This is a genomic window from Cryobacterium adonitolivorans, from assembly GCF_004402695.1.
In the GTDB taxonomy this organism is placed as follows: domain Bacteria; phylum Actinomycetota; class Actinomycetes; order Actinomycetales; family Microbacteriaceae; genus Cryobacterium; species Cryobacterium adonitolivorans.
Genome location: NZ_SOFL01000044.1, coordinates 13,669 through 38,497, shown reverse-complemented (window position 1 = coordinate 38,497; position 24,829 = coordinate 13,669). Strand labels below are relative to the sequence as shown.

Below are 24,829 nucleotides of genomic sequence, written 5' to 3'. Positions count from 1 at the left end.
CTGTAGCGGACATGACCAGCTCCCTGATGATTCTGATCGCCGGCCCCTACCGTTCGGGCACTGGCGACGACCCTGTTCTCCTGCGCCAGAACCTCGACCGCCTCCAGGAGGCGGCCTGGCCGATCTTCGAGGCCGGGCACCTGCCGATGATTGGCGAGTGGGTGGCGTTGCCGGTGCTCGCCAGTGCGGGGGTGACGGATGTGGCCCATCCGCTGGCCGCCGAGGTGATGTATCCCACGGCTGAGCGGCTGCTCGAGAGGTGCGACGGTGTCCTGCGGCTGCCCGGCGAGTCGCGCGGTGCCGACCAGGATGTCGCCATCGCGCGGAGCCGGGGCATCCCGGTTTACACGAGCCTCGCCGACATCCCCGGCGTCTCCGCGGCCGCCATGTTGACGACGCCTGGCATTGTGAGGAGACTCGGAATGTGACCACTGACATTGATGATGAGGAAACCATTCGACAGGTCGTAGAGCGACTTGAAAAGAAATTCCCGGACATTCCCCGGGCCCAGATAGAAAACGTTGCCCGAGCCGAGTTCACGGGTCTCGCCGACCGTCCGGTGCGGGATTTCCTCACGATCCTCACGGAGAGAGCGGCGAAGAAACGGCTTAAAAAAATCGGCGACCGCGATCCGGCCACTTACGCCCCGCCGGAGCAGTCTGACTAGTCGGCGGGATGCTGGCCGCGCGTGGCCACCTCGATCTCCGCAAGCTTGGTGAGCTTCGCCAGGCCCAGGGGCCACTGTTCGGCGAACATGCCCACCCACTCATCGTCCACGTCCACATCCACCGTAAGGGTTGTCACCCCGTCGTTCTCGGTGAAGGTGTAGTTCTCGTGGGTGCCGATCAGCCGCTTGGCCTCGTCACTGGTGGTGTCTTCGATGCCGTTCACGATCTGCCCGCGGTACTCGATTGACACGAACTCATGCGGCCGGTGCTCGGCGATCACCCCGACCATGCCACCCAACTCGCCGTTCTCGTCGTTGCCGACAAAACGGATTTCGCTACCGGGCAACCAACTGCCGAGGAAGTACGACCCCGGATTGAACACGCTGGTCCACTCCCGGTAGGTGGCATCGTCGAGCATCGTCTCCCAGACGTTCTCGGCCGCGGCATTGATCTGTGTTGAAAAATGCAAGGTTTCCATGGGGGGAGTGTAGCTCCGGTCCCGCCGTTGCGCAGTCAGTCTGTCTGCGCGCGGTGCTCGGCGGACTCCGCGAGAACTTTGAGCTTGGCCAGGCCCTTCGGCCACAGCTCACCGAACAGCTCGGCGTAGGTGTCCGCAGTGTCCACGTCGATCGTCACCGTCGTCGTCCCGTCCGCCTCGCTGAAGGAGTAAGCCTCGCGGGCGCCGATCAACTGCCGGGCCTCGCGGCTGGTGGTGTCATCCAGGTCGTTCACGATCTGACCCTGGTACTCGATCAGAACGAACTCGTACGGACGGTGCTCGGTGATCACCCCATACATGCCGTTGAGGCCGTTCATTCCACCGTCGGAATTACTGCCGAGAAATCGGATCTCGCTGCCGGGCAACCAATCGCCCTCGAAATACGAATCCGGATTGAACACGCTCGTCCACTGTCGATAGGTGGAAGCGTCGAACATCGTCTGCCAGACGACGGCGGCCGGCGCATTCACCAGAATTGAGAAATGCTGCGTCTCCATGCGGTGAGTGTAGCTCCGGCCGCGTCACCCTCCTAGGGCTCGCCACGTGCTCCCGACCACCTGGGTTCTCAGTTATTCGAACACAATTTCCCGCCCGAACCTGTGGATAACCCTGTGGACAGGGTGTGGAAAACCCCGGGATCACCGCGCTAAGGCTGTGGATTGCGCGGTGGAAAAGCTGGGGAGAGAGCTGTGCACTTCTCCGGCATGGTCCGGCGCGGCGATGTCTATGGTTCCCCTCGTCGTGCTAGCACTCTCGAAGGCGGATTCGCCTGCGTGAGGATGGCGAGCTGTTCGGAAAGCCGTGGTTACGGATGGGGCTGCGAAAGGTCTAGCCTGATCCTCAGCGGCACCTGTGGCCGCGGGGGGCTCGCACCGGCGCGGCGTCCCGGAAAGCGGCCAGTGAGCTCAACGGATGTAACACGATCGGCGGAATTCGACGCCTTCGGACCCTGGGTGGACCGGGTGCACGACGCAACAGAACTCCCCGGCCTGTACCGGCACTATCCGGTGGATTTTGCCACCAGCCGGCTCGTGCTCAAGGTGCCTCGCAACATCGGCCGCCGCGACGCGCTACCCACGATGGACCTCTACGATTACCTGATCATCGTGGCCCCGGAGGCGCTCGTCGTGCTGACCCGGACGGATGCCGGGGCCACCGGCAGTACCCTCGGATACACGGAGAGCACCCTCGGCTACGGCGACGTCGCCGCGGTCACCGACACCGTCGATCTTGTCGACGGCCGCATCGACATCCTGGCGCGCACGGGCCAAACCCTCACCGTGCCCTACAACGGGTCGTCCGAACACGTGATCACCCGCCTCATCGACGTGCTGAGCGAACTCTCGCTGGCGGCGCTGCCTCCCACGCCCGCCGTGACGCTCCCCGAGTCGGATGCCCCGCCCGCCGACCTCGATCTGCTCGACCTGGGTAAGGAGGATGTGGGCCTCGTCACCTCGTATTTCGACGTGATGCGCCACGAGCTCGGGGCAACCCTGCTCGCCGCTCACGGCCGAACCGTTCTTCCGCCCAGCGGCGGTATGGTCACCCGGGCCGTGCACGCCATGTACCCGATGACCCTGCACGGAGCGGTGCTCTGCCGCACCGAGCGCGAGCTGCACATCGTCGGCCGCAAGGAATGGCTGGTGCGCGGCAACACCCCCGATCTGTCCAGCGCGCACACGGTTGTTCCGTTCACCGCGATCGATGAGATCGTGCTGCAGCCGCTCCCCACCTACCTGGGCGCCTCCGTCGTCACCCTCCGCCTGGGCGCTGCCCGAATCAACATGGTGCTGCCTGAAGGATCGGCCGCTGTGCAGGCGCTCGTCGGGTAGCGGCCGCAGGGTCGGGTCATTCCCAAGACCCCGCCGCGCGGTTATCGTCGGTGGCATGAAGCTCATCACCTACGCCGGCGGCACCATCCTCACCGGCGACGACGTCGCGGAGGCCTTGCTCGACTACGTCACCGCGCACTCCCAGGGTGAGGAGAGCGTTGCGGTTGACATCAAGGTGCTCGAACCCGACGGCAGCACCCGCACCCACACTCTCGTGCTCGGCCCGGCCACCGAACTCAACGTGGCGGATGTCGCGGAGGTGTCCCTCGCGGGCGAGGTCGGGCTCTTTCCCCTGCCGGTCTTCCCGCCCACCAATGTGCTCGCTGTGGAGGAGCCCTCGGCCGAGACCGAAGCCGAGGCCAAGGCCCGCGCCGCAGACTTCAACAAGGCGGTCGAAGAAATCGACCAGGGCACCGGCCTCGACTTCGACCGTTGACGACGATCTCGCGCCGCGCGTCGTAGCCAGCGGAGCCGCGCCGGCCTACACTCCGTCGTGAGACACCGGGCCGCGCCGGTACTCGGACCGTGCGGGCCCTCCAGCCAAACGAGGAATCCGATGGGCAAGTTCATCTATGGGACGCCGGCGATCTCGGTAGAGATCGACGACCGCACACTTGCGCACCTCAAAGTCGTGATCGTGGCCAAGTTGCGCCGCGGCGAGAGTTTTGCGTTCTCCTGGGAGCGGTCGAAGGAATCGGGCAGCGGCCACAGTTCTATCTGGTTGAACCCTGCGGTGCCGCTTGACTTCGAGTTCTCCGGCAAGCGTGAGCCCACCCTCAACCGGGCCTGGATCGACGAGCTCGTGCAGGTGGCGAACACCCCGGCGGGCCTGCGGATTCTCCCTGAACCGCCCGAGCGGACGCAGCACCCCGACTGACTCACCCCGACTGACTCGCCCCGACTGACTCACCCCGACTGACTCGCCCCGACTGACTCGCCCCTACTGACTCGCCCGCGGCGTGCCTCAGGTGAGGTCGTCGAAGTCGCCGCGCACCCAGCCCCAGTGCCGGTCGGCCGACCGGCGCACAACGGCGCGGGCAGCAGCCGTGATCACGTTGTCGAAGTTGCCGTACAGCCGATCAAAGTCGAATCGCTCGAGGGAGCGGGCGATCCGCTCCACCACCGGGCCCGACAGCGGCAGCCGGTTGGGATAGCTGCGCATGAAGCTCACCGAGGTGCGGTCGGGGTTGGCGAACACGGTGTCGCCGCTGAGAAGCACGCCGCGCCCCGCCGCTCCGGCCGCCCAGTGCAGCACGCCGCTGCCGGGAAAGTGCCCGCCCACCTGCGCCAGGGTGACGCCGGGCAGCAGGCGCACCTCGGTCGACCACGGGCGGATCACAGGATCAGGCCTGGCCACCCAGGCGAGGTCGGCCTCGGCAACCAGCACCGGCACGCCGCCGAGCGCCCGGCTCCACTCCACCTGCACGCCGAACATGTGCGGATGGCTGGCCACGATCGCGCGCACCGGGCCGCGTTCGAGCACCCGGCTGGCAATGTCGTCGTCCACGAAGCCGATCGGGTCCCAGAGCACGCTGCCCGTGGGGGTGCAGAGCAGCTTGGCCTGCTGCCCGATGCCCACCGTCGGGGTGCTTTCGATGCCGAACAGGTCGGGTTCGAGCTCGAGGAGGTCGGCCCGGTACCCTGCCGCGTGCAGGCCGGGGAGCGTGACCCACTGCTGCCCGGCGGCAGGGACCCACTGCCGTTCATCGGCGCAGATGGCGCAGAGGCCGGTGTTCCCGGCGTGTTCGACGCCACAGGTGGCACAGATCCAGAAGCTCACGAGGTTCCTTCCGCGGTGCGGCTGACGGATGTTGCCGTCAGTATGCCGCCGAGACGCCGAGTTTCCCACCCGCGGACGAGCTGCCCCGCTCCGCCGGGGCACTTCGTCCGCAGCGGGGCAGGTCGCGGGCGTCAGAGGAGTAGGAACACCCCGGTGGCCATCACGTGCCGCGATGCCTAACGCGTGCCGCGGCACCCAACGCGTCCCTCGACTCGGCGCTCGTACCTTCCATCGGGCGACCACCCGCCTCCGCGTGATGCCGTAGCGGGTGCGTGGCTACGGCGCGGAGCTGGCTTTCACGGGGGAGGCCCGCCGGGGCCGGTACCGGCCAGAGAGCACGCCGATCAGCCACTCGATCGGCCCCTTGCCCACGAAGCGCCACCAGAGGATCCCCACGATCGGCACGCCGATCACGAGCACGATCCAGGCGACGGGATCGGTGGTGCCGAAACTGATCCCGTTGTCGGCCATCCACGCGACCACCGCCACCTGGAACACATACAGCGACAGCGAGATCGACCCGATCGCCTCGAAAGGCAGGAACACCGCGTGCACCACGGAGGCGATTCGCTGCCCACGCAGTGACGCGAGCAGGATGATCACGCCCAGCACCCCGAGTACCAGCCCGGCGTCGTGCAGGGTGTCGAGGTAGCTGCCCGACGGGCTGAACTCTTCGCCGGTGGTGCCCCGCCAGAGCGGGCCGAGCCACCAGGCGGGCACGGCGATCGCCAGCAGAATCCAGCCCGCTCGGCGGCCTCCGAAACGGATGCGGAACAGCAGCGCTCCGAACAGGAACCACGGCAGCAGGTTGGTCACCCGGTAGTGCGGGCTGAGGAAGAGCCACTCGAGGAGAAAGCTCGCCGGGGTGCGCTCGCCCCCGGTGATCAGCGGGCCGGTGGCGGCCAGGATGAGCTCATTGAGCGGGGCGCCGAAAATCAGGACCGCCGCAAGCACGGCGATCAGCGCGCGGGTGCCCAGCAGCACCAGTGGCGTGCCGATCGCGAGCACGATGCCCAGGAACGAGAGCACGATCGCGATCCAACTGCCCCAGGTGGCCAGGAACAGCCCGAGCAGCACCAGGATGGCGCCCCGGATGACGTTCTGCACGATCACCATTCGCACGTTGGCCGGGCTGCGGCCGGCCTTGGCGAGAACGATCGCCGCGGCGGCGCCCATGGTGGTGGCGAACAGGGGGGAGGCCATGTCGTTCAACTGTCCCTGCAGGAAGGCCGTGGCGGCGGGCTGGTCGACCATGATGGGGCCGGCGTGGGCGATGAGCATGGCCAGAATGGCCAGTCCGCGCGCCACATCGGGCAGGAGATACCGATCCTGCTGCAGGCGGGGTGCCACCGGGGTCATGACAGCCACACCTGTCATTTTCACCTCTCGACTGCGGTCTTGAGAATCCCGCCGATGCGCTCCTGATTGCATTTGCGTTCACCGTACTGCAGATCGTCGATTTGAATCGGCCTCGAGAATTCTCTCTGTCGTTCGACCGGACATCGAGTTGTCTGGACCTTGGCGAGATTATTTCGGCAAGAAAATGTCCGACCCCGCGAAATCCCGAGTCGCGGGGAAATTCGGCGCATCCACGCGGTATGTTTTCCGTGATGGAAATGATACCGTGAGTGAACCCATCGCCGACGACCAACGTCGGCCCCGACGGAAGACGTGGTAATGACGCCCAGCTCCTTTCTCACCGACCGCTCGACCTCGGTGCGCGTCGCTATCACGACCGGCGACCCCGCGGGCATCGGCCCCGAGCTCGTAGCCCGACTGCTCACCGAAATCGCGTCCGATTCAAGTCAGCCCGTCGTCGTCTACACCACCGCTGCTGAGCTCGACAGGGCCTTCGACCAGGCCGGCTCTGGCGCTGACCGCGCCGTGGTCGACGGGGCTGAACACATAACCATCGTCGAGACCGGCGCCGACTTCGCGGATATGCCCGTTGGGGTGGCCTCCGAACGAGGCGGGCGCTGGGCGCTCAACAATCTCGAACTCGCGCTCGCCGCACATGAGCGGGATGAAGTGGATGCAATCGTGTTCGCTCCGCTGAACAAGTCCTCGTTGCACCAGGCTGGAATGCACGAGAACGACGAGCTGCGCTGGTTCGAAAAGCGTCTCGGTGTCACCGGCGTGGTCTCAGAGCTGAACGCAATCAGCGGACTGTGGACTTCCAGAGTGACCTCTCATGTGTCGCACCGGGATGCCCCGGCCCAAATTACGGCGGATCGTGTGCGTGGCGCGACTGGCTTGCTCAACGCCTACCTCGTGGGATCCGGAGTTCCCAAGCCGCGCATCGCCGTATGCGCGCTCAATCCGCACGGCGGCGAGGGCGGGAAGTTCGGCTCCGAGGAGATCGATGAGATCGCGCCTGGCATAGCGCTGGCCCGCGCGTCCGGCATCGACGCCGTCGGACCGTTCCCGGCTGACACCCTCTTTCTACGCGCTCGAGACGGTGATTTCGACGGCGTTGTGACGATGTACCATGACCAGGGCCAGATTGCGATGAAGATGATCGGCTTCGACGGTGGAGTGACAGTGGAGGGCGGCATCGGCATCGCAGTCTGCACCCCCGCTCATGGAACGGCCTTTGACCGGGTTGGAATGGGCACCGCGACGGTGACATCCACCCGCAATGCCTATCTGCTCGCTCGCTCGCTCGCCGCTACGTCGACCGCGCTGACAGCGTGATGAAGCCCGGCCTGGAATTTGCGCTCGGCACCGCGCCACCGTCCCAGCTCGTCGACCAGACGGTACTGCTCCAGGCAGCGGAGGCCGGGCCTACTGTAGTGGTGCTCGATGACGATCCCACAGGTACGCAAACCGTCACCGCGCTGCCGATCCTCACGCGCTGGGAGGCTGACGACCTTCGCTGGGCGTTCGAGCAGGGCGGCACTGGCTTCTGCATTCTCACCAACACGCGCAGTCTTTCGGTGGTCGACGCCCGCGCTCGCAATGCAAGCGTGCTCGAAGCGGTACACGCGGCGGCTGCGGGCCGTCTCTACGTCATTATCAGCCGCGGGGACTCGACACTGCGCGGCCACCACGTCGATGAGATCGACGAGGCCTGCCGCACCTTGGCGCGGGTGGGCTGGGGCAGTGTTGACGCCGTCCTTGTCGTGCCGGCCTTTCCGGACGCCCAGCGTGTCACGATCGATTCCATACACTGGATCTTCGAAAACGGCGCCTGGCTACCAGCGGGCGACTCCAGCTTCGCTGGGGACGCGACTTTTGGGTACTCCTCGAGTGACCTTCGCGAGTTCATCGCGGAACGCTCGTACGGCACCCTTCGGGCAGACGAGGTCGACCGCATCACCCTGGATGAGGTGCGCGGCGACCCGTTCGAACTCGTCGATGCGATCGCCAGTGTGAGTGGCGGCCGTCACCTGGTCATCGACGCGGCCGATGAGAACGATTTGCGTAGCATCGCCCTGGCCGCCATGCGCGCCGAGTCCCGCGGGCGGAGGCTGCTCTACCGCACTAGCCCCGGCCTGCTCCGCCCCAGGCTGGCCCAGCTGCCGCAGCCCCCGCTCTCCACAACGGAGGTAGGCGCCGCGGTCGCCCGGGCACACCCTGCGACAAAGCACGGCCTCGTCGTCGTCGGCTCCCACGTTCCCCTCAGCAGCCGCCAGCTAGGTGACCTGCTGGCACACGACTCCAGCGTGCGCGAGATCATGATCGATGTGCCGACCCTGATGCGCAGCCCAAACCCGGCCGCCATCCTTGCCCGCATCGTGCACTACGCCGTGACGGTCCTCGCCGACGAGGATGTCGTGTTGTCCACCTCCCGGGAACGCATTGACGGCGTCGACGGCGACGACAGCCTACGCATCGCTCGCGTCGTTTCGGGGGCGCTGGTGACCGTAACCCGTGAGGTGCTCCGACGGGCGCAGCCGGCGTTCCTCATCGGTAAGGGCGGTATCACCTCGAGCGACCTCGCCACCGCCGCCGTAGGGCTGCGCAGGGCCACCATCCTTGGCTCGTTGCTGCCCGGCATGGTCTCCATCTGGCAATCCGGTGACCCAAGCCTTGACGGGGTCGCGGCCACACCGTACGCGGTCTTCCCCGGCAATGTGGGCGGCGACGAAGCGCTCACTCAGGCGGTGGCGGCGTTCCGGGCCGGGGCGAATTCGATCGGATATGTGTCAAGGTAATCCTGTATCGCGACGACAGCACCGCCCCTGGCCCACTCGTAGAAGTCCATCGGCTCGACGCGCGTAGCGATCGGAAGTGCCCAGGCAGGGCGGTCGCTGTCAATACCGGCGGCGACGGCGTCCGGCGCCGACGTTGCCAGCCCGATGCCCTCGCCCGAAAGCAATACGTCTTGGATGCCGGTGAGCATCGACACGGACGAGATCAGTCGGCCGAGGGCGGTCGCTGATTCCTGAACCACCCGGGCGGCCACCGGATCGCCCGCGGTTGCGAGATCGAGCACGTCGTCATATGCCACGACCCGGCCGAGGCCGATTGAAACGGTCTGGCAGATGCTGCCGGAGGAGAGGTACGCCATCGCGCAACCCCGGTGACCGTCGGCGCAGATGGGCCCCGTACGGTCGATCACAAAGTGCCCGACTGTGGGGGTGTTTGGGTGCTCGCGGCGCACCACGCTGTCATGGATTACCAACGAGCAGCCCACGCCCACGCCCACGGTGATGAGGGCGAAGTCGCTGCGCCCGCGCCCCATGCCGAACCAGTGCTGCGCCTGGGTGAGGGCCAATACGTCGTTCTCCACCACGGCGCGGATGCCGCACTCGGCCGCCACCGTGGCGGCAAGGGCGATATCGTGCCAATCGAGGGATCGCGATACATTCACGATTTGGCCGTCGACGGAGTGTCCGCCGAGCGCGACGCCGATGCTCTCTGCGTGACCGACGTCACCGAGTAAGGACTGGGCGATCGCCACGATGCCCGCCATGACATGATCCGGTTGAGTCGACGCCAAGGACCGGCTGGAACGTGCCACGATCTCCGCGCGGGCGTTGGTGACCACCGCATAGAGGGCGTCGACGTTCACCTTCACGCCGAGGAACCGCAAGCTATCGGACGTATCCAGGGGTCGGGCGATGCGGCCGTGTACGGGGTCGGCCTGCGGTTCTCCTTCCACCAACAGGCCGGAGTCGACCAGGGGTTTAGCGAGGCGGGTAAGGCTGGCGGGCGAGAGGTTGAGCCGACGCGCTACCTCGCTGCGCGAGAGCGGGCCGTTCTTTACCACTTCTCTGGCGGCGGCCCTGGCCGACTCGATGGCCATGGTTCCTGGAGCGACTTCTCTGAGACTCATGATTCACACCCCATTTGTGCTTAGGCCGAGACCCAGGCCTTACGAAATTGCTTTTGCCTTCAATAATAATCCGCCGAGCGCATCTCCGTGGCGCCGACTCAAATACAGGCGACTGAGCTTTATTCGGGAACAACTTGACGTCAAGTGTTTTCTATCGTAATAATATTAGTTGTCGCACGAAGCCCGTTGGGCCCTAGGCAAGGAAGCCAAAATGTTGTCAGAGACCACCCGACTGTTCCATTTGTTGGCGGGCGGTGTCAGCGTCGTCATCGATGCGCGAGGCTCCGGGGTTCCCCGAATCGTGCACTGGGGCGCGCCTCTGGAGAGAGCAACGACGGCCGGCCTCGAGCAGCTCGTCAGCGCGTCGCAGCCGCAGATCGTGTCCAACAGTATCGACAACCCGGTGCCGCTCGGTGTGCTTCCCGAGCAGGCCGCCGGCTGGGCCGGTACACCGGGAATCGCCGGCCACCGTGACGGCACCCACTTCACTCCGCTGCTAGCGCTCACCGACGCCTCCGTCGGCACTTCACCGGACATCCGCTTCTCCGACCGCCGCTTCGTCGCCACCCTGGCCGACGTCGATGCCGGCCTCGTTGTCGAGCTGGTGATTGAGCTTTCCGATTCTGGTGTGTTGCGCTCTCGCGCTACCGTCACCGGTACCAGCGCAGGGGTTTACACACTAGACGGCCTGCAGCTAGCGCTGCCGGTTCCGATGCACGCTCAGGAAATCCTCGACTTCACGGGCCGGCACATGCGGGAAAGCAGTCCGCAACGGCACGACTTCACCTTCGGCACGCACGTGAACGAGGGCCGCCGCGGCCGCACCGGACACGATGCGTCGCTGTTGTACGCGGTTGGTTCGCACGGGTTTGGCTTCCAATCGGGCGAGGTCTGGGGCGTGCAGGTGGCGTGGAGTGGGAACCACCGTACCTACGCGGAGCGGATGCCGAATGGCCGCGGCGTAATCGGCGGCGGCGAACTGCTGCTGCCCGGCGAGATTCGGCTGAATGACGGCGACTCCTACACCAGCCCGTGGCTATACGCTTCCTACGGCAGCGGGCTTGACGACCTCAGCACCCGGTTTCACGCCTTCGTGCGCAGCCGGGTTGCTTACCCTACGACACCGCGCCCGGTTGTGCTGAACACCTGGGAGGCCGTCTACTTCGATCAGGACCTCGACACCTTGCTGGCTCTCGCCGACCGGGCCGCCGAAGTCGGCGTGGAACGGTTCGTGCTGGACGACGGCTGGTTCCACGGGCGCCGCGACAAGTCGGCCGGTCTCGGCGACTGGCGCATCGATGACACTGTCTGGCCGGAGGGCCTCGATCCGCTCGTGCAGCGGGTGCGGTCACTGGGCATGCAGTTCGGTCTGTGGTTCGAGCCCGAAATGATTAACCCTGACTCCGACGCGGCCCGCGAGCACCCCGAGTGGATCATGTCGCCCGGGCACCGGCTGCCGCCGACCGCGCGGTTCCAGCAGGTGCTCGACCTCGCTAACCCGGCCGCGTTCGCGCACGTGCTCGAGAGCATGAGCGGCTTGATCGCTCGGTACGACATCGACTTCATCAAGTGGGATCACAACCGCGACCTGGTCGACGCCGGCCACCCTGGTTCAGGCGTCGCGGGGGTGCACGACCAAACCCTCGCCTTCTACCGTCTGATCGACGACCTGCGCGCCCGTTTCCCCAAGTTGGAGATTGAGGCCTGCTCCTCGGGAGGCGCCCGCGCCGACCTCGAAGTGCTCGAACGCAGTGACCGCATCTGGGCCAGCGACTGTATCGACGCCCTTGAACGCCAGCGGATCGAACGCTGGACGGGCCTCACTGTTCCACCGGAACTCATCGGATCCCACGTAGGCGCGGCCATCGCGCACTCCACCAAGCGGGTGCAGGACATTTCTTTTCGCGCGGGCACTGCCATCTTCGGCAGCTTCGGTATCGAACAGAATCTCTCCCTGGCAAGCGCCGACGAAGTTGAGCAGCTCACGCAGTGGATTGAGCTCTATAAGAAGGTGCGTGCCTGGATGCACCGCGGAACCGTGGTTCGCGGCGACCACCCGGATCCGGCCTATTGGCTGCGCGGTGTGGTTTCCGCCGATCGCGACGAGGCGCTCTACTCTTTCGTGGCTATGGCTACCTCGGTTCAGAACCCGCCCGGCATGGTGCGTCTGCCTGGGCTCGACCCCAGGCGCAGCTACCGGGTAGCACCACTGGTTCCGGGCAGCGGCATCCTCACCTTCAACCACCATGCTGGCCCGGCCTGGTGGGTAGACGGCATTGAGCTCAGTGGGCACGCTCTGGCCCGCGTCGGCCTGCAGGCCCCGGCGCTTGCCCCCGAGCACCTCGCCCTGGTGCACGTCACCTCAATCACCGCCACGGAAGGCTGAGTCCGATGACCGCACCTGCCATCGACCGACGACCCGCGCGTAGCTCGGCTCGCACCCCCACAAAGAAGAACCTGTTCGGCCTGAAACGCCGGGAGGCAATTGCCGCCTGGCTGTTCGTCGCCCCGGCGCTGGTCGGCTTCATCGCGTTCTACCTCTGGCCCGCGATAAGTGGACTGTATTACAGCTTCACCGACTTCGACTTGCTCACAGCGCCCGAGTTCATAGGCGTGGCGAACTATACGCGCCTGCTGAGCGACCCCCTGTTCTGGAACGCACTCGGCACGACCAGCTGGTACGTGTTGATCAACATCGGTCTGCAGACCGTGCTCGCCCTGGGAATCGCGGTGCTTATGCAACGGCTCACCCAGTCGATGGTGGTCCGGGGAGTGGTTATGCTTCCATACCTGATCGCCAACGTGATCGCCGCGCTGGTCTGGTTCTACATGTTCGACTTCCAGTTCGGCATCATCAACGAAATCATCGCCGGCATCGGACTTGACCGGGTCGCCTTCTTCGGGGAAAGCGAGTGGGCCATCCCCACGGTCGCTTTCATCAACGTCTGGCGCCACATGGGCTACACGGCGTTGCTGATTTTCGCGGGGCTGCAGGCGATCCCCAAGGACGTCTACGAGGCCGGCGCCATTGACGGCGGCTCCGAGCTCCGCATGTTCCGCAGCATCACCCTGCCCCTGCTGCGGCCGGTGCTGGCCATGGTGCTCGTCGTCACCGTCACCGGGTCGTTTCAAATTTTCGACACCATCGCGGTCACTACCCAGGGCGGCCCGGTCAACGCCACGCGAGTGATCAACTACTACATCTTCGATATGGCCTTCAACCGGTTCGACTTCGGTTACGGCTCGGCGATGGCACTCGCGCTCTTCGTGCTGCTGGCCGTTTTCACCTTCGTGCAACTGCGCCTCACCCGCGCCAACAAATCCGATCTGGGATGAGCCGACCATGACAACGATTATCAACGCCCCCGCAGTCACCGCCCCACAGGAGCTGGACAGGGCCCCCCGCCCGCGCCGTCGAACCACACCGAAGTTCACTTTGGGCCGCGCGATGGCCTGGGTCGCCCTCGGCGCTGTCATGCTTATCACCCTCATCCCGTTCTATTGGATGCTGCGCACCTCCTTCTCCACCTCCACCTCGCTAGGAAGCGACCCCGGTTCGCTGCTGCCGGTGGACTTCACTTTCGGGGCTTACGAGCGAGTGCTCGGCTTGGCCACCCCTGCCGAGGCTCTGGCGGAAGGCGGCTCGGGCGCATCCATCAACTTCTGGGTCTACCTGCGAAACTCGCTGATCGTGGCGACTGTCACCACCATCGGCCAGGTGCTGTTCTGCTCAATGGCCGCATACGCCTTCGCTCGGCTCCAGTGGCGAGGCCGTGACCTCGTTTTTTCCGCCTTCATCGCCGCTCTGATGGTGCCGCCGATCTTTACCACCATCCCTAACTTCGTCACCATTCGCGAGCTGGGCCTGCTCAACACCTACGCGGGCATCATCCTGCCGACCCTGCTGATGACACCGTTCGCGATCTTCTTCCTGCGCCAGTTCTTCCTCGGCATCAGCCGGGAGGTGGAGGAGGCGGCCATCATCGACGGCGCCGGCACCCTGCGCCGGTTCTTCCAGGTAATCCTGCCGCTTGGCTCCGCGCCCATCGTCACCCTTGCCATCCTCACTTACATCACCTCGTGGAATGAGTACTTCTGGCCGCAGCTTGTGGGCCGCGAAGAAGAGGTACGAGTGCTCACGGTCGCGCTGGGTGTCTTCAGGTCCCAGACACCGCAGGGCGGACCGGACTGGGCCGGCCTGATGGCGGCGACCCTGATCGCGGCCCTGCCCATCCTCGTCATGTTCATCTTCCTCGGCCGCCGGGTGATCAATTCGATCGGTTATTCAGGCGTCAAATAGTTCTCCACAGCACACCAACCACCTGCACCACGAAAGGGAAAGAAATGAAGAAGACCACGAGAGCACTCGCGCTTCTCGCAGCAATGCCGCTGCTCGCTCTGACCGCCTGTTCTGGCGGCGGCGGCGGCGATGCCGACGCGGCAGCCGCGGGCTCGATCACCTACTGGCTCTGGGATTCCAACCAGCAGCCCGCCTACCAGCAGTGCGCAACCGACTTCGAGGCCGCCAACCCGGGCGCCAGCATCAAGATCGAACAGTACGGCTACGACGATTACTTCCAGACCCTCACCACCAGTCTTGTCGGAGGCAACGCCCCTGACGTGATCACCAACCACCCGTCGTTTTTCCCCCAGCTGGCCAGCACTGGCCAACTGCTTGCCCTTGACGACGTCGTGGAGAGCGAAGGCATTAACTTCGATGACTACCAGGCGGGCATCCCCGAACTCTGGGTCGGCGAGGACGGTGACCGATACGGCATGCCCAAGGACTGGGACACCGTCGCCACCATCTATAACGCGGCCTACCTTACCGAGGGAGGCCTCACCCCGGAAAGCCTGGTCAATCTGGACTGGAACCCCGAAGACGGAGGCACATGGGAAGACACCATCGCGCACCTGTCGATCGACAAGAACGGCGTGCGCGGTGACGAGGCCGGCTACGACCCTCAAAACGTGGAGGTCTATGGCCTCGGCCTCAAGTCGAAGTCGGGAATTGGCGCGTTCGGTCAAACGCAGTGGAGCATGTACGCGCTCAGCGCCGGCTGGGAGTACTCCGACAAGAACCCGTTCGGCACCGAGTTCAACTATGCCGACGATGAGTACATCGACACCATCGCCTGGTGGCGTTCGCTGATCGAGAAGGGCTACATGCCCAGCTACCAGGCCGCGTCGTCCGGCGTTGGCATCAAGGACGCCTTCGGGGCCGGCAGCTACGCGCTCGTCACGGACGGGAGCTGGAACGCCCGCAGCTATTACGGCTTCGAGGGCATCGACGCCGGAATCGCTCCGTTGCCCACGGGCCCCACCGGTGAACGTGTTGGCGTGCTGAACGGCCTCGCCGACTCGGTGCTGGCGTCCTCCGAGAATCCTGAACTGTCGAAGAAGTGGGTCGGTTACATGTCCACCGAAGCTTGCCAGAACGTCGTCGCCGACGCCGCGGTGGTCTTCCCAGCCCTAAACAGCTCGAGCGAAAGGGCCCGTGAGGCCTTCACCGCTGCTGGCATCGATGTTTCGGTCTACTTCGACGCCGTCGCCGCCGGTTCCGTCGAACTCGCGCCGATCGCCAATCACTGGGTCGACGTGCTCGCGATCATGGAACCCGCCGTGGAGTCTGTACTGATCTTCGAGGCCGAGCCCGAGTCGCTCAAGGAGGCCGCGACCGACGTCAACAAGCTCTTCGCCAACGACTGAACCCACTCCTCGAGTTCGCGGCGGCTGCCTTGCCAGGCAGCCGCCGCCTTCGTGATTTCCGAGCCACGCGCAGTCAGCTCAAGGCGATAAGCACCGTGAGGCCGGCCAACACCGCGCAGAGCGGCGCCATGGTCCACCGCTCCGGCCGCGAACGTGAGGCCGCGTTCAGGACGATCCCGAGCAGGAAGTAGCCGGCCAGGACCCACGTCGTTATGGCGACGAACCCGGGCCAGGGGATGACGTCGGCCAGCCCCGCCCGGTGCAGGACCAGCACCGCGAAGATCAGGTAGAGGCCGATCGAGGTGGCGCTGCCCAGGCGTTTGCGGATCGGGAGCACCCGGTCCTGACCGCCCCAGGCGAAGTGCCCCAGCGGAGCCCCGGCGATGAGGGCGGCCTGGAAGACGATCAGGCCCGCCATGAGCACGCAGAACACGGCGGCCGCGCCGGTCACCACCGCTTCGCTCGCGGCCGCGCCCCCGTCGGCCCGGCCGGCTGACCCTCGCGGCCGCTGAGAGCCAGGAGCAGCGTCAGCCCGAACAGCACTGCCGTGAACGGCGCCCAGCCGAATCGTTCCCAGGGGCTGGACGAGGCCAGGTTCAGGAGCACGCCCAGCGCGAGATACCCCACCAGCACCCAGGTGCCCCAGCGGCTCAGCGCCGGTGGCACGCGCAGGATCGAGAACCCACCCCGGGCGAGCACGATGACGGCGGCGACACCCCAGATCACCGCGCTCACGGCGCTGACGACCCGCAGCTCGGCCGGCAGTGTGCCCGCGTTCGCACCGCCGAGGGCGGCGGCGCCCCACGGGGCTCCGAGCAGAAGGCTGAGCTGGAAACCCACGACGATCAGGAAACCGACCGTCACGGCGATCGAGGTCCACTGCCACCGATGCCAGGCGGCGGGGCGGTGCGGGGGTGCTGGTGTGGTCGAGGTGCGGTTCATGGGTGATCTTTCACGATGGCTGGAGCCGGTGCGGGCGAGTGCTGGGGCGTAAGGCTGTCGAGAACTCCCAGCGCCTCATCCGCCCAGGTGAGCGAGGCGCGCGCGGCGTGCTCGCCGGCAAGTACGGTGAGCAGGATGTATGGCGCATCCGGGCCGGTGTCGGCCTGCAGCTCATCGCGGATGTGGCGCATCTCGGCGAGTTCGGTCTCGGCCCTGGCCCGCGTGTCCTGCACCAGTTGCCGGCAGGCCTCCTCGCCGACCTGGCGCCCGAAGAACAGCCGCAGCAGCACACCGTTTCGCGGCTTCGGCATCACCGGCGCCTCGGCGAGCAACTCCCGCAGCCGCTCGGTGCCCCGGGGCGTGATGGCGAATGTGGAGGAGCCGGCACGGAGGGCCGCCTGGCGCTGGATCAGCCCGTCGCGTTCGAGTGCCGTGAGCGCGGGGTAGATCTGGCCGAAGCTCTCCGCCCAGAAATGCCCGAGGGCGTCCCGGATCTGTTCCCGCAGAGCGTAGCCCGTCATCGGCGCGATGCTGAGGCCGCCGAGGACGGCCATTTGGGTCTGGTCTGTCGTTGCCACAAAGACTCCTTATATCTAATAGATATATCTATCAGATACGCGAGCCGAAAGCGAGCGTCCGCCGCACATTGATACACTTGCCATAACGTTACGGGCCGTAACGTTATTGGGGGGAGTTGACTATGACACCGGACGACATGGCGGCACGGCCGCAACGCGGGCACGCGCGGGAGCGCGGGCGACCGCGGCATCCCGACATCGACGCAGCCATCGTCGCCGCGGCCCTCGAATTGCTCGCCGAGGTCGGCTACGCCGGCTTCACCATCGCCGGAGTCGCCCGGCGGGCCGGTGTGAGCAAGCCCACCGTGTACCGCCGGTGGGCGCAGAAGTCCCAGCTCGTCGTCGAGGCGATGGCGACGCAGATGCCGAGGGAGACCGGCGTGCGTATCGGCAGCGTCGCCGAACAGCTTCTCGACTACGCCACCCGGTTGTCGGTGACGCTCACGCACACGCCGCTTGGTCGGGTGCTGCCCGGGCTCGTCGCCGCGATGGAGACCGACCCACAGCTCGCCACGAGCTATCGCACCCTGATCATCGAGCCCACTCGACGGCTGTGGCGGGATGCCGTGGAGCGCGGCATGGCCGCCGGTGAACTGCTGCCGGACACCGATGTGGAGTTCGTGCTCGACGCGCTTGCCGGCCCGCTCTACGTTCGGGTGCTCATCACCGGGGCGCCGGCCGATCCGGACGCGCCGCGGCTCGCGGTGCAACTCGTGCTCGCCCGCTACGGGATGGCGCCGGCTAGCGGCGTGCCGCGGCACCCGTATCGCACCGCGAACGCGGGGGCCACGCCGTGAGAGCCGATGCCGTGGGAACCGATGCCGTGAGAGCCGATGCCGTGCGAGCCGATCGAGTACCGGCGGAAGCCCGGCAGGCGAGTGAGGCGTGGAAGCAACTGGCCGACGTCGCTTCGACCGACGTCTTCGCTCCTGAGCTCGTGGCACAGCTGCCCGAACCCGCGCGGCGCTGGCTGATTCACGCCATCCCCACGGGAACACCGCTCTCGGGCTCGGTGCAGGTGACCATGCGCGGCGAGATCAGGCTCGGCGCCTGGCGGCGGTTTTCCGCGCGTCAGGTCATCGTTCCCGGCGCCGGCTACATCTGGGCCGCAACGGCCTGGGTGGCCGGCCTGCCCGTGCGCGGCTTCGACCGGTTCAGTGCCGGCACCGGCGAGATGCGCTGGCGGATGCTCGGGCTCTTTCCCGTGGTGACCGCCGTCGGCGCCGACGTGGCCCGCAGCGCCGCCGGGCGCCTGGCCAGCGAAATCGTGCTCGCCCCCACCGGTTTTCGCTCGGCGATCTGGACGGCCGGCCGTTCGGCGGATCACGTCATCGGCACCTTTCAGATCGGCGGCGAAGAGGAATCCGTCGAGCTGCGCATCGGGCCGCTGGGAGAGGTGCAATCCGCGTTCTTGTCCCGCTGGGGGAACCCAGACGGGGCGCCATTCGGGCGATATCCCTTCGGATGCACCGCGCACACCGAGCAGCAGTATGGGGGTCTGACGCTGCCGGCCACGCTGACCGCCGGCTGGTGGTGGGGTACCGCACGGCAGCCAGAGGGTGAGTTCTTCCGCGCCCGCATCACCGCGGTGGCGCTGAGCTGACACCGAAGACGGTGGACCAGTCCTCTGTGATGCTCACCACGGTCCAACCGAGCACCGCGGCCCGGCCGAAGGCCTTTTCGGCCCCGGAGGTGTACGCGAATTCGCGTTGGTTGTCGTCGTGCCTGACGATCAGCGCGAATTTCACGAATCTCGATGTCGACATCCGCGTTGCCGCCGGCGAAGACGGGCAGCCGGCCCGTCTGCGCGAAATGAAGCATTCGAAGCGCCCGGCTAGCGGCCCGGACGGGCGGCGCAGCGGTGATCTTCAGGCGCCGGCTGTTGCAGAAGATCGGGTGCCGCGAGGAGGCGTTGAAGCAGCAGCTTGCGGGTATCCCACCGGTCGGCGCTGCCCCGCCGCAGGGTCGGCACCCTGCGGCGGATGTTGTAGGTCATCACGTGCAGGTCGGGCGCGCTCACCCTGCCGATTAGCGACGTATCCGTCATGCGGCCCACCGTACCCTCGCGCCTGTGCGCCCGCCGCCCCATTTCCGATTGCTCGAGCTGAAGGTCACGGCCTTGCTCTGCCACAACGACCGGGTCGCGATGTGCCTCTAGGACGGCGTGCGGGAGCGCGGCCTGAGGATCCCCCGGGACATCGCGATCGCCGGGTTCGACAACCAGGAGGTCATCGCGGCCCACCTTCGCCCCCGCTTTCCACGGTTGCCCTGCCGCACTACGAACTGGGCGCCGCCGGAGTGTGTGTTCTGCTCGGGATCCAGGAAGTCCCCCAGGAATCCCCGTTGCTCATCTCCTGCCCGGTCGTCTCGCGGGCATCGATCTGATCGTGCCCACCAGCGGTTCGCATCACGCGCGGTCACACTATTTGGCGGCGAGCAGTCGCGCCACCCGCGGCTTCACCTCGGTGGCCAGCAGCTCGATCGACTCGAGCAGGTGCTCGTGCGGCAGCCCGCCCACATCGGACTGTAGGAAGTGACGCATGTGACCCAGGTAGCCGTGCAGGTGCGCGATGCGTTTGGCGACGTCGTCGGGGTCGCCGACGTAATAGGCGCCCGGCGCCTGTGACTGTGCCTCGAACTGGCGGCGGTCCGGTGCCGGCCACCCGCGCAGCCGGCCCATCTCCACGGTGAGGTTGTGCCAGGCCGGGTGGAAGCGCTCCAGCGCTTCTGCCTTGGTCGGCGCGACCAGGCCGAGGGTGGCCACTGACACCTTGATGTTCTCGCCGGTGTGGCCGGCCTGCCCGGCCGAACGCCGGTAGAGCTCGGCCAGAGGCGCGAATCGGTGCGGCTCGCCCCCGATGATGCCGTACGACACCGGCAGGCCCAGCCGCCCGGCCCGCGCGGACGAGGCCGCGTTCCCGCCGGTGGCCAGCCAGATCGGCAGCCGGCCGTTGACCGGCCGGGGCACTACGGCCAGGTTGTCGATGGCCGGCCGCACGGTGCCCGACCACGTGACATCCGCCGAGGGGCTGTCGTTGATTCTCAACAGCAGCTCGAGCTTCTCGGCGTAGAGGGTGTCGTAGTCGCGCAGGTCGTAGCCGAACAGGGGGAAGGTCTCGACGGAGGATCCGCGGCCAGCGGTGATCTCTATCCGGCCGCCGCCGGAGATGGCGTCGGCCGTGGCGAATTGCTGGAACACCCGCACCGGGTCGTCGGTGCTGATGATGCTCGCCGCGCTGCCCAGGATGATCCGGTCGGTTGCCGCGGCCGCCGCGGCGATCAGCGCGCCGGGGGAGGACGCGGGCATGCTGACGGTGTGGTGTTCGCCGACGCCGAAGTAGTCCAGCCCGGCCCGGTCGGCTAGGACGATGGCGTCGAAGAGGTTACGGATGCCCTCCGCGGTGCCGCGCGGGCTCCCGTCGGGGTTCAACGGGGTGTCGCCGAAGCTGTAGGCGCCGATTTCCATGGTTCAGTCCAATGTCTTGTGGGTCTAGGTTTCTGCGCAACTGTGCCCGAAGCGGAAAATTGCACCCGGTGTGCCGGACGCAATTGTCCGCACGGGGAACAGTTAGGCGGCCTCGGCCGTTTCCAGCGCGGCCGTCTCCGGTGCGGCCAGGCCCAGCTCGGCCGTGAGTTCTTCCGCGGTGCGCCGGCCGCCGAAGATCGACGAGCCTGGCTCGAACGCGGCGCCGCTGGCCAGCGGACCGGCGTAGACCGGGTCGAACCCGAACCGGTTGATGACCTCGGCCACGACGGATGCGGCATCCGCGTCGCCGGCGATCGCCAGGGCGTGCCGGTCGGGGGCTTCGGCGGGCCGGGCGTCGGTTTCCAGGTCGTGGTAGCCGATGTGGTTGAGCGTCTTCACCAGGCGGGCGCCGGCGAAGTAGTCACCGACCACCTCGCTGCTGCTGCGGGTATCCGCGGTGAACTCGTGCAGGTCGCCGTCGATCGGCTGCCAATAGTTCATGGTGTCGAGCGCGATCTTGCCGGCAAGGGTGGCCGGGGACACGGAGCGGTACTTGTGCAGCGGCACGGCGAGCACCACGAGGTCGGCGGACGCGACCGCATCCGCTGCCGTCATGGCCACGGCGCCGCGGGTGACGATGTCGACGATCAGCTCGATGTCGGCGGCCGGGCCGGAGCCGGCGATGTGCACGGCGTAACCGGCCTTGAGGGCGGTGCGGGCGATGGCAGAGCCCACGCGGCCCGCTCCGAGGATGCCGATCGTAGTGACCATGGAGGTCCTTTCTGCAGGTGTGCCTGCGGCGCCCGAGTGCGGCCCGCTGAGTCACAACTATGCACACTTAACGCGGCAGCCGCCACCAGGAGGTAAGCTACTAATAAATAGTTAGTGAGGTGTCATGAGCGATCTCGAATTCGCCCACATCGACGAAAAAGAGTGCCGCCGGTTCCAGCTCTCGGTGGAACTTGCCGGCCGCAAGTGGAGCGCCGCGATCCTGATGGCCGGCGCGCGCGGCGCTCGCCGGTTCAGCGAGTACCGCACCCTGGTGGAAGGCATTTCCGACCGGGTGCTCGCCGCCCGGCTCAAGGAGCTCGAGGAGGAGGGCCTGATCGAACGCGATGTGCAGCCCACCACCCCGGTCTCGATCAGCTACCAGCTCACGCCGTCCGGCCGCCAGCTGATTTCCCTGCTGCACCCACTGGTCACCTGGAGCCACGCCCACCAGCGAACCAAAACACCAAGCTAGCTGCCCCCGAGACGGGCCTGCGATTCGTGCGAACAGCTACTTCGTGCGCCGCACCAGCGCCGCCGTCGACCACAGCGCCCAGGCGATCAGCAGCGGCTGACCGAACAAGCGCCCGATCCGCTTGGCGTCGGAATCCAGCCCGAACGCATCCTTGTGGTGAACGGCTTGGGCGATGTTGCCGGGGAAGATCGCGGTGAAGAACGCGGCCGCGAGCAGCCCCACCTTGCCGCGCAGGCTGGTCGGCGCGAACAGCAGTGCGGAGCCGAGCGAGATTTCGGCCACTCCGGAGAGCAGCACCGTGGTGTCCTCCTTGAGCGGCACGAACTCCGGTACCTGCGCGCGAAAGTCGTCCCGGCCAAAGGTGAGGTGGCTCGTGCCTGCCAAGACGAGGATCGCGCCGAGCGCAATACGGCCCACGGTGCGTGCCGTGGATGCGGGCGAGCTGCGGTGCTGTGTCATGGGTTCTCCTTGTTCTTGTTCGGCGAAATTCGGTCTCTCGGCTAGCGGATTCCGGCGATCCGCTCCAGCCCGGCACGCAGGATGAGCTCTTCGGGGTCGGCGAGCAGGTGGTGGTTGAGGTAGAGGCCCTCCAGCCACTCCAGCACCTCGGCCTCGGGCAGGCCTACGGCATCCCAGTCCACCTGGGGGCGGGCGAGCACGGCCGGCTGGCCGGTGGTGGGGTCGGTCCAGGCCGATGCCAGGGGCACGTCGGGCTCCTCGTGCTGGGCGTTCCAAAGCAGCGCAATCGGGTGGTTGGGGCCGTCGATGTGGTCGTGGCCCACGTGGCCGGCGCCCAGCCAGGGCAGCATCAGCTGTTCGCCTTCGAGTTCGAGGTCCACAACCTCGAGCTGCGTCGGTTCGGGCGGGCTGGTGGCGTAGACGGTCAGGCCCAGCGCGCTCCATTCGGCCGCTTCCGCGGCGTCCATGGTGAGTTCTTCCAGCACATTGCTCACGTGCGTGACGAAGGGCACGGCCCAGGCCACCAGCCCCGCGGTGTCGACGGCCGGCCACGGGCTGATGTCGGTATCGCTGCCGTCGGCGTCATGAAAATGGTGTTCGACGGCGGTCTCCAGCACGTCGAAGTGGAGTTCCCCGTCTTCGAAGCCAATGTAGATCGCGGCGCCGTCTTCCAGCCACTGGGCATCCAGAACCGGCTGGGCGAAGCGAGGAGGCAGCGGGGGCGCCACCAGGGGCAGCACGCCGAGGTTGAGCACCGCGCAGAACTGCGTGTTGGGCAGGCGAAGGCTGGGGTCTGACACCGGTCTCATCTCCGTGGATCGTGGTGGGCGAATGCCCATCCATCCAAGTATGGAGCAGGCGGGAGACCCCGTCGGATGCCGGCGGGCGCGGCGACGCGGCGGCCTGCGAGTTAGGGCTTCGTCGATCGGGTGCGCACCTCGGCCGCGACCGATGTGAGCGCCGCGGTGAAGGCGGTCAGCTGCTCGGCGGTCAGGCTGGAGGTGGAGGCGGCGAGCATCTCAGAGAAGTCCCGGTGGATGCCGCCCATCGCCTCGTGCCCGCGCGGCGTCAGCTCCAGGTAGAGACTGCGGCGGTCGCCGGGATGGTCCACCCGGCAGACCAGGTCCGCCTCGACGAGCCGGCGGGCGATCGCCGTTATCGCTCCCGTGGTCATTCCCAGGTGATCGGCCAGCTCCTTGGGGGTGATGCTCACCGATCGACCCACTCGGAAGAGTGCACGCAATTCGGTGGGACTCACCCCGGCATCCTTGGCTATGCGCTGCCGGTTGCCGTCGAGGGCGCTCACGAACGCTGTGGCCGCCGCCGGAAAGCCGGTGAGCACGTGCGCGAGTGGTTCGGGTTGGGTCATGTCTCCTCCGGCCGGCGCGGGAGCACGTCCCGTCCACTCGACATCATGCATTCAATCGTAGCCAATTCACCCCAAACAAGCTGAAAATGTTGTTTACTGAATAAGTAACTTAGCCAATAAGGCAAATCAGGCACCGTCAACCCCGATGGAGTAGCTCATGATTCCCGACACCCTCTCGCCAGGCCAGTACGACACCGTCTACAACTTCCTCTCGCTGGTGATCGCCGCGCAGCTGTTCACTGCCGTGTTCCTGCTCATCGCGTTGCCGCGCATCCTGCCGCGATACCGGCAGGCGATCACCGTGGCCATCGTGGTGTGCGGTATTGCGGCGTATCACTACTTCCGCATCTTCGACTCGTTCAAGGATGCCTTCGTGACCGACGCCGTCGGTGGCCAGGGCGACTATGCCCAGGCCGCGGGGGCGGGGTTCAACGAGGGCTACCGCTACGTGGACTGGCTGCTCACGGTTCCGCTGTTGCTGGTCGAACTGATCGCCGTACTTGCCCTGGCACGCAGCGTGCAGCGCGGTCTCCTCGTGCGGCTCGTTCCGGCCGCTGCGCTCATGATCATCCTCGGCTACCCCGGTGAGATCAGCGACGACAACGGCATCCGCGGCCTGTTCGGGCTGCTCTCCACTCTGCCGTTTCTCTACATTCTCTATGTGCTGTTCGTGCAGCTGAGCAAATCGCTGAACAAGCAGCCAGTGGGTGTGCGCAAGATTCTCAGCCAGCTGCGTTTCCTGCTGCTGCTGAGCTGGGGGGTCTACCCGATCGCGTACCTGCTGCCGCTGCTCAACATCGAAGGCTCCGACGCCTGGGTTTACAAGCAGATCGGCTACTCTGTCGCCGACATCCTGGCCAAGGCCGTCTACGCGCTGATCATCTTCCAGGTGGCCCGCATCAAGTCGTTCGATGACGACCCAGCGTTCGCCGGTACCGAGCGTTCCCTCGACGAAGAACCGGCGCGCATCTGAACTCCTCGTGCAGGCTGAGGGTCATCGTCG

The 24,829-nt window shown here is 66.5% G+C and carries 30 protein-coding genes; 15 read left to right on the top strand and 15 right to left on the bottom strand.

What is annotated here, in order from left to right; all coding sequences use genetic code 11:
- Nucleotides 1-11: 11 nt before the first annotated feature.
- Both E3O42_RS13480 and E3O42_RS13475 read left to right on the top strand, forming a co-directional pair.
- Entirely contained in the window at nucleotides 12-428 is a 417-nt protein-coding gene (locus E3O42_RS13480; RefSeq protein WP_241984829.1) for a DUF4406 domain-containing protein, read from the top strand.
- Nucleotides 425-667, top strand: a complete 243-nt coding sequence (locus E3O42_RS13475) for a three-helix bundle dimerization domain-containing protein (RefSeq protein WP_134454434.1) — start codon at nucleotides 425-427, stop codon at nucleotides 665-667. Before E3O42_RS13480 ends, E3O42_RS13475 begins: the two co-directional genes overlap by 4 nt.
- On the opposite strand, the gene E3O42_RS13470 is transcribed toward E3O42_RS13475, so the two are convergent.
- Entirely contained in the window at nucleotides 664-1,146 is a 483-nt protein-coding gene (locus tag E3O42_RS13470; protein ID WP_134454433.1) for an SRPBCC family protein, read from the bottom strand. The two genes, E3O42_RS13475 and E3O42_RS13470, sit on opposite strands and share 4 nt — an antisense overlap.
- A 35-nt stretch (nucleotides 1,147-1,181) precedes the next feature.
- The gene (locus E3O42_RS13465; protein WP_134454432.1) at nucleotides 1,182-1,664 is read right to left on the bottom strand and encodes an SRPBCC domain-containing protein; all 483 of its coding nucleotides are present in this window, start codon (nucleotides 1,662-1,664) and stop codon (nucleotides 1,182-1,184) included.
- 465 nt (nucleotides 1,665-2,129) lie between these two features.
- On the opposite strand from E3O42_RS13465, the gene E3O42_RS13460 reads away from it, so the two are divergent.
- The 3 genes from E3O42_RS13460 to E3O42_RS13450 all read left to right on the top strand — a co-directional run bounded on the left by E3O42_RS13460 (nucleotide 2,130) and on the right by E3O42_RS13450 (nucleotide 3,876).
- Entirely contained in the window at nucleotides 2,130-2,999 is an 870-nt protein-coding gene (locus E3O42_RS13460) for a hypothetical protein (RefSeq protein ID WP_134454431.1), read from the top strand.
- Nucleotides 3,000-3,054: 55 nt separating this feature from the next.
- The gene (locus E3O42_RS13455) at nucleotides 3,055-3,435 is read left to right on the top strand and encodes a hypothetical protein (RefSeq protein WP_134454430.1); all 381 of its coding nucleotides are present in this window, start codon (nucleotides 3,055-3,057) and stop codon (nucleotides 3,433-3,435) included.
- 120 nt (nucleotides 3,436-3,555) lie between these two features.
- Complete coding sequence (locus E3O42_RS13450) at nucleotides 3,556-3,876, top strand: DUF7882 family protein (protein WP_134454429.1); 321 nt, start codon at nucleotides 3,556-3,558, stop codon at nucleotides 3,874-3,876.
- Nucleotides 3,877-3,963: 87 nt separating this feature from the next.
- On the opposite strand, the gene E3O42_RS13445 is transcribed toward E3O42_RS13450, so the two are convergent.
- Nucleotides 3,964-4,779 carry an MBL fold metallo-hydrolase gene (locus E3O42_RS13445; protein WP_134454428.1) on the bottom strand — a complete coding sequence of 272 codons (816 nt, stop codon included), beginning with the start codon at nucleotides 4,777-4,779 and terminating at the stop codon, nucleotides 3,964-3,966.
- Between the two features lie 276 nt (nucleotides 4,780-5,055).
- Nucleotides 5,056-6,138 carry an acyltransferase family protein gene (locus E3O42_RS18070; protein WP_338144953.1) on the bottom strand — a complete coding sequence of 361 codons (1,083 nt, stop codon included), beginning with the start codon at nucleotides 6,136-6,138 and terminating at the stop codon, nucleotides 5,056-5,058.
- Between the two features lie 318 nt (nucleotides 6,139-6,456).
- Between E3O42_RS18070 and E3O42_RS13435 the strand changes: the two genes are divergently transcribed.
- Nucleotides 6,457-7,473 (top strand): 4-hydroxythreonine-4-phosphate dehydrogenase PdxA, encoded by a 1,017-nt coding sequence (locus E3O42_RS13435; RefSeq protein ID WP_134454427.1) that lies wholly within the window; start codon nucleotides 6,457-6,459, stop codon nucleotides 7,471-7,473.
- Nucleotides 7,473-8,936, top strand: a complete 1,464-nt coding sequence (locus tag E3O42_RS13430) for a four-carbon acid sugar kinase family protein (protein ID WP_241984836.1) — start codon at nucleotides 7,473-7,475, stop codon at nucleotides 8,934-8,936. Before E3O42_RS13435 ends, E3O42_RS13430 begins: the two co-directional genes overlap by 1 nt.
- Here E3O42_RS13430 and E3O42_RS13425 read toward each other — a convergent pair.
- On the bottom strand, nucleotides 8,879-10,060 hold the full coding sequence (locus E3O42_RS13425; protein ID WP_134454425.1) for an ROK family transcriptional regulator: 1,182 nt from the start codon (nucleotides 10,058-10,060) through the stop codon (nucleotides 8,879-8,881). The two genes, E3O42_RS13430 and E3O42_RS13425, sit on opposite strands and share 58 nt — an antisense overlap.
- A gap of 211 nt (nucleotides 10,061-10,271) precedes the next feature.
- On the opposite strand from E3O42_RS13425, the gene E3O42_RS13420 reads away from it, so the two are divergent.
- From E3O42_RS13420 to E3O42_RS13405, 4 genes are read left to right on the top strand one after another with little or no spacing between them, the layout of a single operon-like run.
- On the top strand, nucleotides 10,272-12,446 hold the full coding sequence (locus E3O42_RS13420) for an alpha-galactosidase (protein ID WP_134454424.1): 2,175 nt from the start codon (nucleotides 10,272-10,274) through the stop codon (nucleotides 12,444-12,446).
- A 5-nt stretch (nucleotides 12,447-12,451) separates the two neighbouring features.
- Nucleotides 12,452-13,396: a carbohydrate ABC transporter permease gene (locus tag E3O42_RS13415; RefSeq protein ID WP_134454423.1), complete on the top strand. Its 945-nt coding sequence runs from the start codon at nucleotides 12,452-12,454 to the stop codon at nucleotides 13,394-13,396.
- Between the two features lie 7 nt (nucleotides 13,397-13,403).
- Nucleotides 13,404-14,360, top strand: coding sequence for a carbohydrate ABC transporter permease (locus E3O42_RS13410; protein ID WP_134454422.1), 957 nt, complete (start codon nucleotides 13,404-13,406; stop codon nucleotides 14,358-14,360).
- 44 nt (nucleotides 14,361-14,404) lie between these two features.
- Nucleotides 14,405-15,769, top strand: a complete 1,365-nt coding sequence (locus E3O42_RS13405; RefSeq protein ID WP_134454421.1) for an ABC transporter substrate-binding protein — start codon at nucleotides 14,405-14,407, stop codon at nucleotides 15,767-15,769.
- Nucleotides 15,770-15,842: 73 nt separating this feature from the next.
- On the opposite strand, the gene E3O42_RS13400 is transcribed toward E3O42_RS13405, so the two are convergent.
- Genes E3O42_RS13400 through E3O42_RS13390 form a run of 3 tightly spaced genes read right to left on the bottom strand, consistent with a single transcriptional unit; the run spans nucleotide 15,843 to nucleotide 17,289 of the window.
- On the bottom strand, nucleotides 15,843-16,220 hold the full coding sequence (locus E3O42_RS13400; RefSeq protein WP_241984828.1) for a hypothetical protein: 378 nt from the start codon (nucleotides 16,218-16,220) through the stop codon (nucleotides 15,843-15,845).
- A complete protein-coding gene (locus E3O42_RS13395) occupies nucleotides 16,217-16,711 on the bottom strand; it encodes a hypothetical protein (RefSeq protein ID WP_134454419.1) in 495 nt (164 codons plus the stop codon). Before E3O42_RS13395 ends, E3O42_RS13400 begins: the two co-directional genes overlap by 4 nt.
- Nucleotides 16,708-17,289, bottom strand: coding sequence for a PadR family transcriptional regulator (locus tag E3O42_RS13390; protein ID WP_134454418.1), 582 nt, complete (start codon nucleotides 17,287-17,289; stop codon nucleotides 16,708-16,710). Before E3O42_RS13390 ends, E3O42_RS13395 begins: the two co-directional genes overlap by 4 nt.
- Nucleotides 17,290-17,411: 122 nt before the next feature.
- On the opposite strand from E3O42_RS13390, the gene E3O42_RS13385 reads away from it, so the two are divergent.
- A complete protein-coding gene (locus tag E3O42_RS13385; RefSeq protein ID WP_134454417.1) occupies nucleotides 17,412-18,086 on the top strand; it encodes a TetR/AcrR family transcriptional regulator in 675 nt (224 codons plus the stop codon).
- A gap of 26 nt (nucleotides 18,087-18,112) precedes the next feature.
- Nucleotides 18,113-18,892, top strand: a complete 780-nt coding sequence (locus E3O42_RS13380) for a DUF6544 family protein (protein ID WP_134454416.1) — start codon at nucleotides 18,113-18,115, stop codon at nucleotides 18,890-18,892.
- Here the strand turns inward: E3O42_RS13380 and E3O42_RS13375 are convergent.
- The 4 genes from E3O42_RS13375 to E3O42_RS13355 form a co-directional block, all read right to left on the bottom strand.
- Nucleotides 18,870-19,055, bottom strand: coding sequence for a hypothetical protein (locus E3O42_RS13375; RefSeq protein ID WP_134454415.1), 186 nt, complete (start codon nucleotides 19,053-19,055; stop codon nucleotides 18,870-18,872). The genes E3O42_RS13380 and E3O42_RS13375 overlap by 23 nt on opposite strands.
- Nucleotides 19,056-19,123: 68 nt before the next feature.
- Entirely contained in the window at nucleotides 19,124-19,336 is a 213-nt protein-coding gene (locus E3O42_RS13370) for a hypothetical protein (RefSeq protein WP_134454414.1), read from the bottom strand.
- Nucleotides 19,337-19,711: 375 nt separating this feature from the next.
- Complete coding sequence (locus E3O42_RS13360; RefSeq protein ID WP_134454413.1) at nucleotides 19,712-20,755, bottom strand: LLM class flavin-dependent oxidoreductase; 1,044 nt, start codon at nucleotides 20,753-20,755, stop codon at nucleotides 19,712-19,714.
- A gap of 102 nt (nucleotides 20,756-20,857) precedes the next feature.
- Entirely contained in the window at nucleotides 20,858-21,526 is a 669-nt protein-coding gene (locus E3O42_RS13355; RefSeq protein WP_134454412.1) for an NADPH-dependent F420 reductase, read from the bottom strand.
- Nucleotides 21,527-21,650: 124 nt separating this feature from the next.
- Here E3O42_RS13355 and E3O42_RS13350 point away from each other — a divergent pair, with 124 nt between their 5' ends.
- Nucleotides 21,651-21,998, top strand: a complete 348-nt coding sequence (locus tag E3O42_RS13350; protein ID WP_134454411.1) for a winged helix-turn-helix transcriptional regulator — start codon at nucleotides 21,651-21,653, stop codon at nucleotides 21,996-21,998.
- Nucleotides 21,999-22,034: 36 nt separating this feature from the next.
- Here the strand turns inward: E3O42_RS13350 and E3O42_RS13345 are convergent, their stop codons facing one another.
- The 3 genes from E3O42_RS13345 to E3O42_RS13335 all read right to left on the bottom strand — a co-directional run bounded on the left by E3O42_RS13345 (nucleotide 22,035) and on the right by E3O42_RS13335 (nucleotide 23,826).
- The gene (locus E3O42_RS13345) at nucleotides 22,035-22,457 is read right to left on the bottom strand and encodes a DoxX family protein (RefSeq protein ID WP_134454410.1); all 423 of its coding nucleotides are present in this window, start codon (nucleotides 22,455-22,457) and stop codon (nucleotides 22,035-22,037) included.
- Nucleotides 22,458-22,498: 41 nt separating this feature from the next.
- Nucleotides 22,499-23,257 carry a hypothetical protein gene (locus E3O42_RS13340; RefSeq protein ID WP_134454409.1) on the bottom strand — a complete coding sequence of 253 codons (759 nt, stop codon included), beginning with the start codon at nucleotides 23,255-23,257 and terminating at the stop codon, nucleotides 22,499-22,501.
- 110 nt (nucleotides 23,258-23,367) lie between these two features.
- Complete coding sequence (locus E3O42_RS13335) at nucleotides 23,368-23,826, bottom strand: MarR family winged helix-turn-helix transcriptional regulator (RefSeq protein WP_166787998.1); 459 nt, start codon at nucleotides 23,824-23,826, stop codon at nucleotides 23,368-23,370.
- Nucleotides 23,827-23,983: 157 nt separating this feature from the next.
- Here E3O42_RS13335 and E3O42_RS13330 point away from each other — a divergent pair, with 157 nt between their 5' ends.
- The gene (locus E3O42_RS13330; RefSeq protein WP_134454407.1) at nucleotides 23,984-24,799 is read left to right on the top strand and encodes a bacteriorhodopsin-like; all 816 of its coding nucleotides are present in this window, start codon (nucleotides 23,984-23,986) and stop codon (nucleotides 24,797-24,799) included.
- Nucleotides 24,800-24,829: the final 30 nt, after the last annotated feature.

Coding starts and splice junctions, on each gene's coding strand:
- E3O42_RS13480 (WP_241984829.1), top strand. CDS start 12: ATGACCAGCTCCCTGATGATTCTGATCGCCGGCCCCTACCGTTCGGGC.
- E3O42_RS13470 (WP_134454433.1), bottom strand. CDS start 1,146: ATGGAAACCTTGCATTTTTCAACACAGATCAATGCCGCGGCCGAGAAC.
- E3O42_RS13465 (WP_134454432.1), bottom strand. CDS start 1,664: ATGGAGACGCAGCATTTCTCAATTCTGGTGAATGCGCCGGCCGCCGTC.
- E3O42_RS13455 (WP_134454430.1), top strand. CDS start 3,055: ATGAAGCTCATCACCTACGCCGGCGGCACCATCCTCACCGGCGACGAC.
- E3O42_RS13450 (WP_134454429.1), top strand. CDS start 3,556: ATGGGCAAGTTCATCTATGGGACGCCGGCGATCTCGGTAGAGATCGAC.
- E3O42_RS18070 (WP_338144953.1), bottom strand. CDS start 6,138: ATGACCCCGGTGGCACCCCGCCTGCAGCAGGATCGGTATCTCCTGCCC.
- E3O42_RS13435 (WP_134454427.1), top strand. CDS start 6,457: ATGACGCCCAGCTCCTTTCTCACCGACCGCTCGACCTCGGTGCGCGTC.
- E3O42_RS13430 (WP_241984836.1), top strand. CDS start 7,473: ATGAAGCCCGGCCTGGAATTTGCGCTCGGCACCGCGCCACCGTCCCAG.
- E3O42_RS13425 (WP_134454425.1), bottom strand. CDS start 10,060: ATGAGTCTCAGAGAAGTCGCTCCAGGAACCATGGCCATCGAGTCGGCC.
- E3O42_RS13420 (WP_134454424.1), top strand. CDS start 10,272: ATGTTGTCAGAGACCACCCGACTGTTCCATTTGTTGGCGGGCGGTGTC.
- E3O42_RS13415 (WP_134454423.1), top strand. CDS start 12,452: ATGACCGCACCTGCCATCGACCGACGACCCGCGCGTAGCTCGGCTCGC.
- E3O42_RS13410 (WP_134454422.1), top strand. CDS start 13,404: ATGACAACGATTATCAACGCCCCCGCAGTCACCGCCCCACAGGAGCTG.
- E3O42_RS13405 (WP_134454421.1), top strand. CDS start 14,405: ATGAAGAAGACCACGAGAGCACTCGCGCTTCTCGCAGCAATGCCGCTG.
- E3O42_RS13395 (WP_134454419.1), bottom strand. CDS start 16,711: ATGAACCGCACCTCGACCACACCAGCACCCCCGCACCGCCCCGCCGCC.
- E3O42_RS13385 (WP_134454417.1), top strand. CDS start 17,412: ATGACACCGGACGACATGGCGGCACGGCCGCAACGCGGGCACGCGCGG.
- E3O42_RS13375 (WP_134454415.1), bottom strand. CDS start 19,055: ATGTCGACATCGAGATTCGTGAAATTCGCGCTGATCGTCAGGCACGAC.
- E3O42_RS13370 (WP_134454414.1), bottom strand. CDS start 19,336: ATGACGGATACGTCGCTAATCGGCAGGGTGAGCGCGCCCGACCTGCAC.
- E3O42_RS13360 (WP_134454413.1), bottom strand. CDS start 20,755: ATGGAAATCGGCGCCTACAGCTTCGGCGACACCCCGTTGAACCCCGAC.
- E3O42_RS13355 (WP_134454412.1), bottom strand. CDS start 21,526: ATGGTCACTACGATCGGCATCCTCGGAGCGGGCCGCGTGGGCTCTGCC.
- E3O42_RS13350 (WP_134454411.1), top strand. CDS start 21,651: ATGAGCGATCTCGAATTCGCCCACATCGACGAAAAAGAGTGCCGCCGG.
- E3O42_RS13345 (WP_134454410.1), bottom strand. CDS start 22,457: ATGACACAGCACCGCAGCTCGCCCGCATCCACGGCACGCACCGTGGGC.
- E3O42_RS13335 (WP_166787998.1), bottom strand. CDS start 23,826: ATGACCCAACCCGAACCACTCGCGCACGTGCTCACCGGCTTTCCGGCG.
- E3O42_RS13330 (WP_134454407.1), top strand. CDS start 23,984: ATGATTCCCGACACCCTCTCGCCAGGCCAGTACGACACCGTCTACAAC.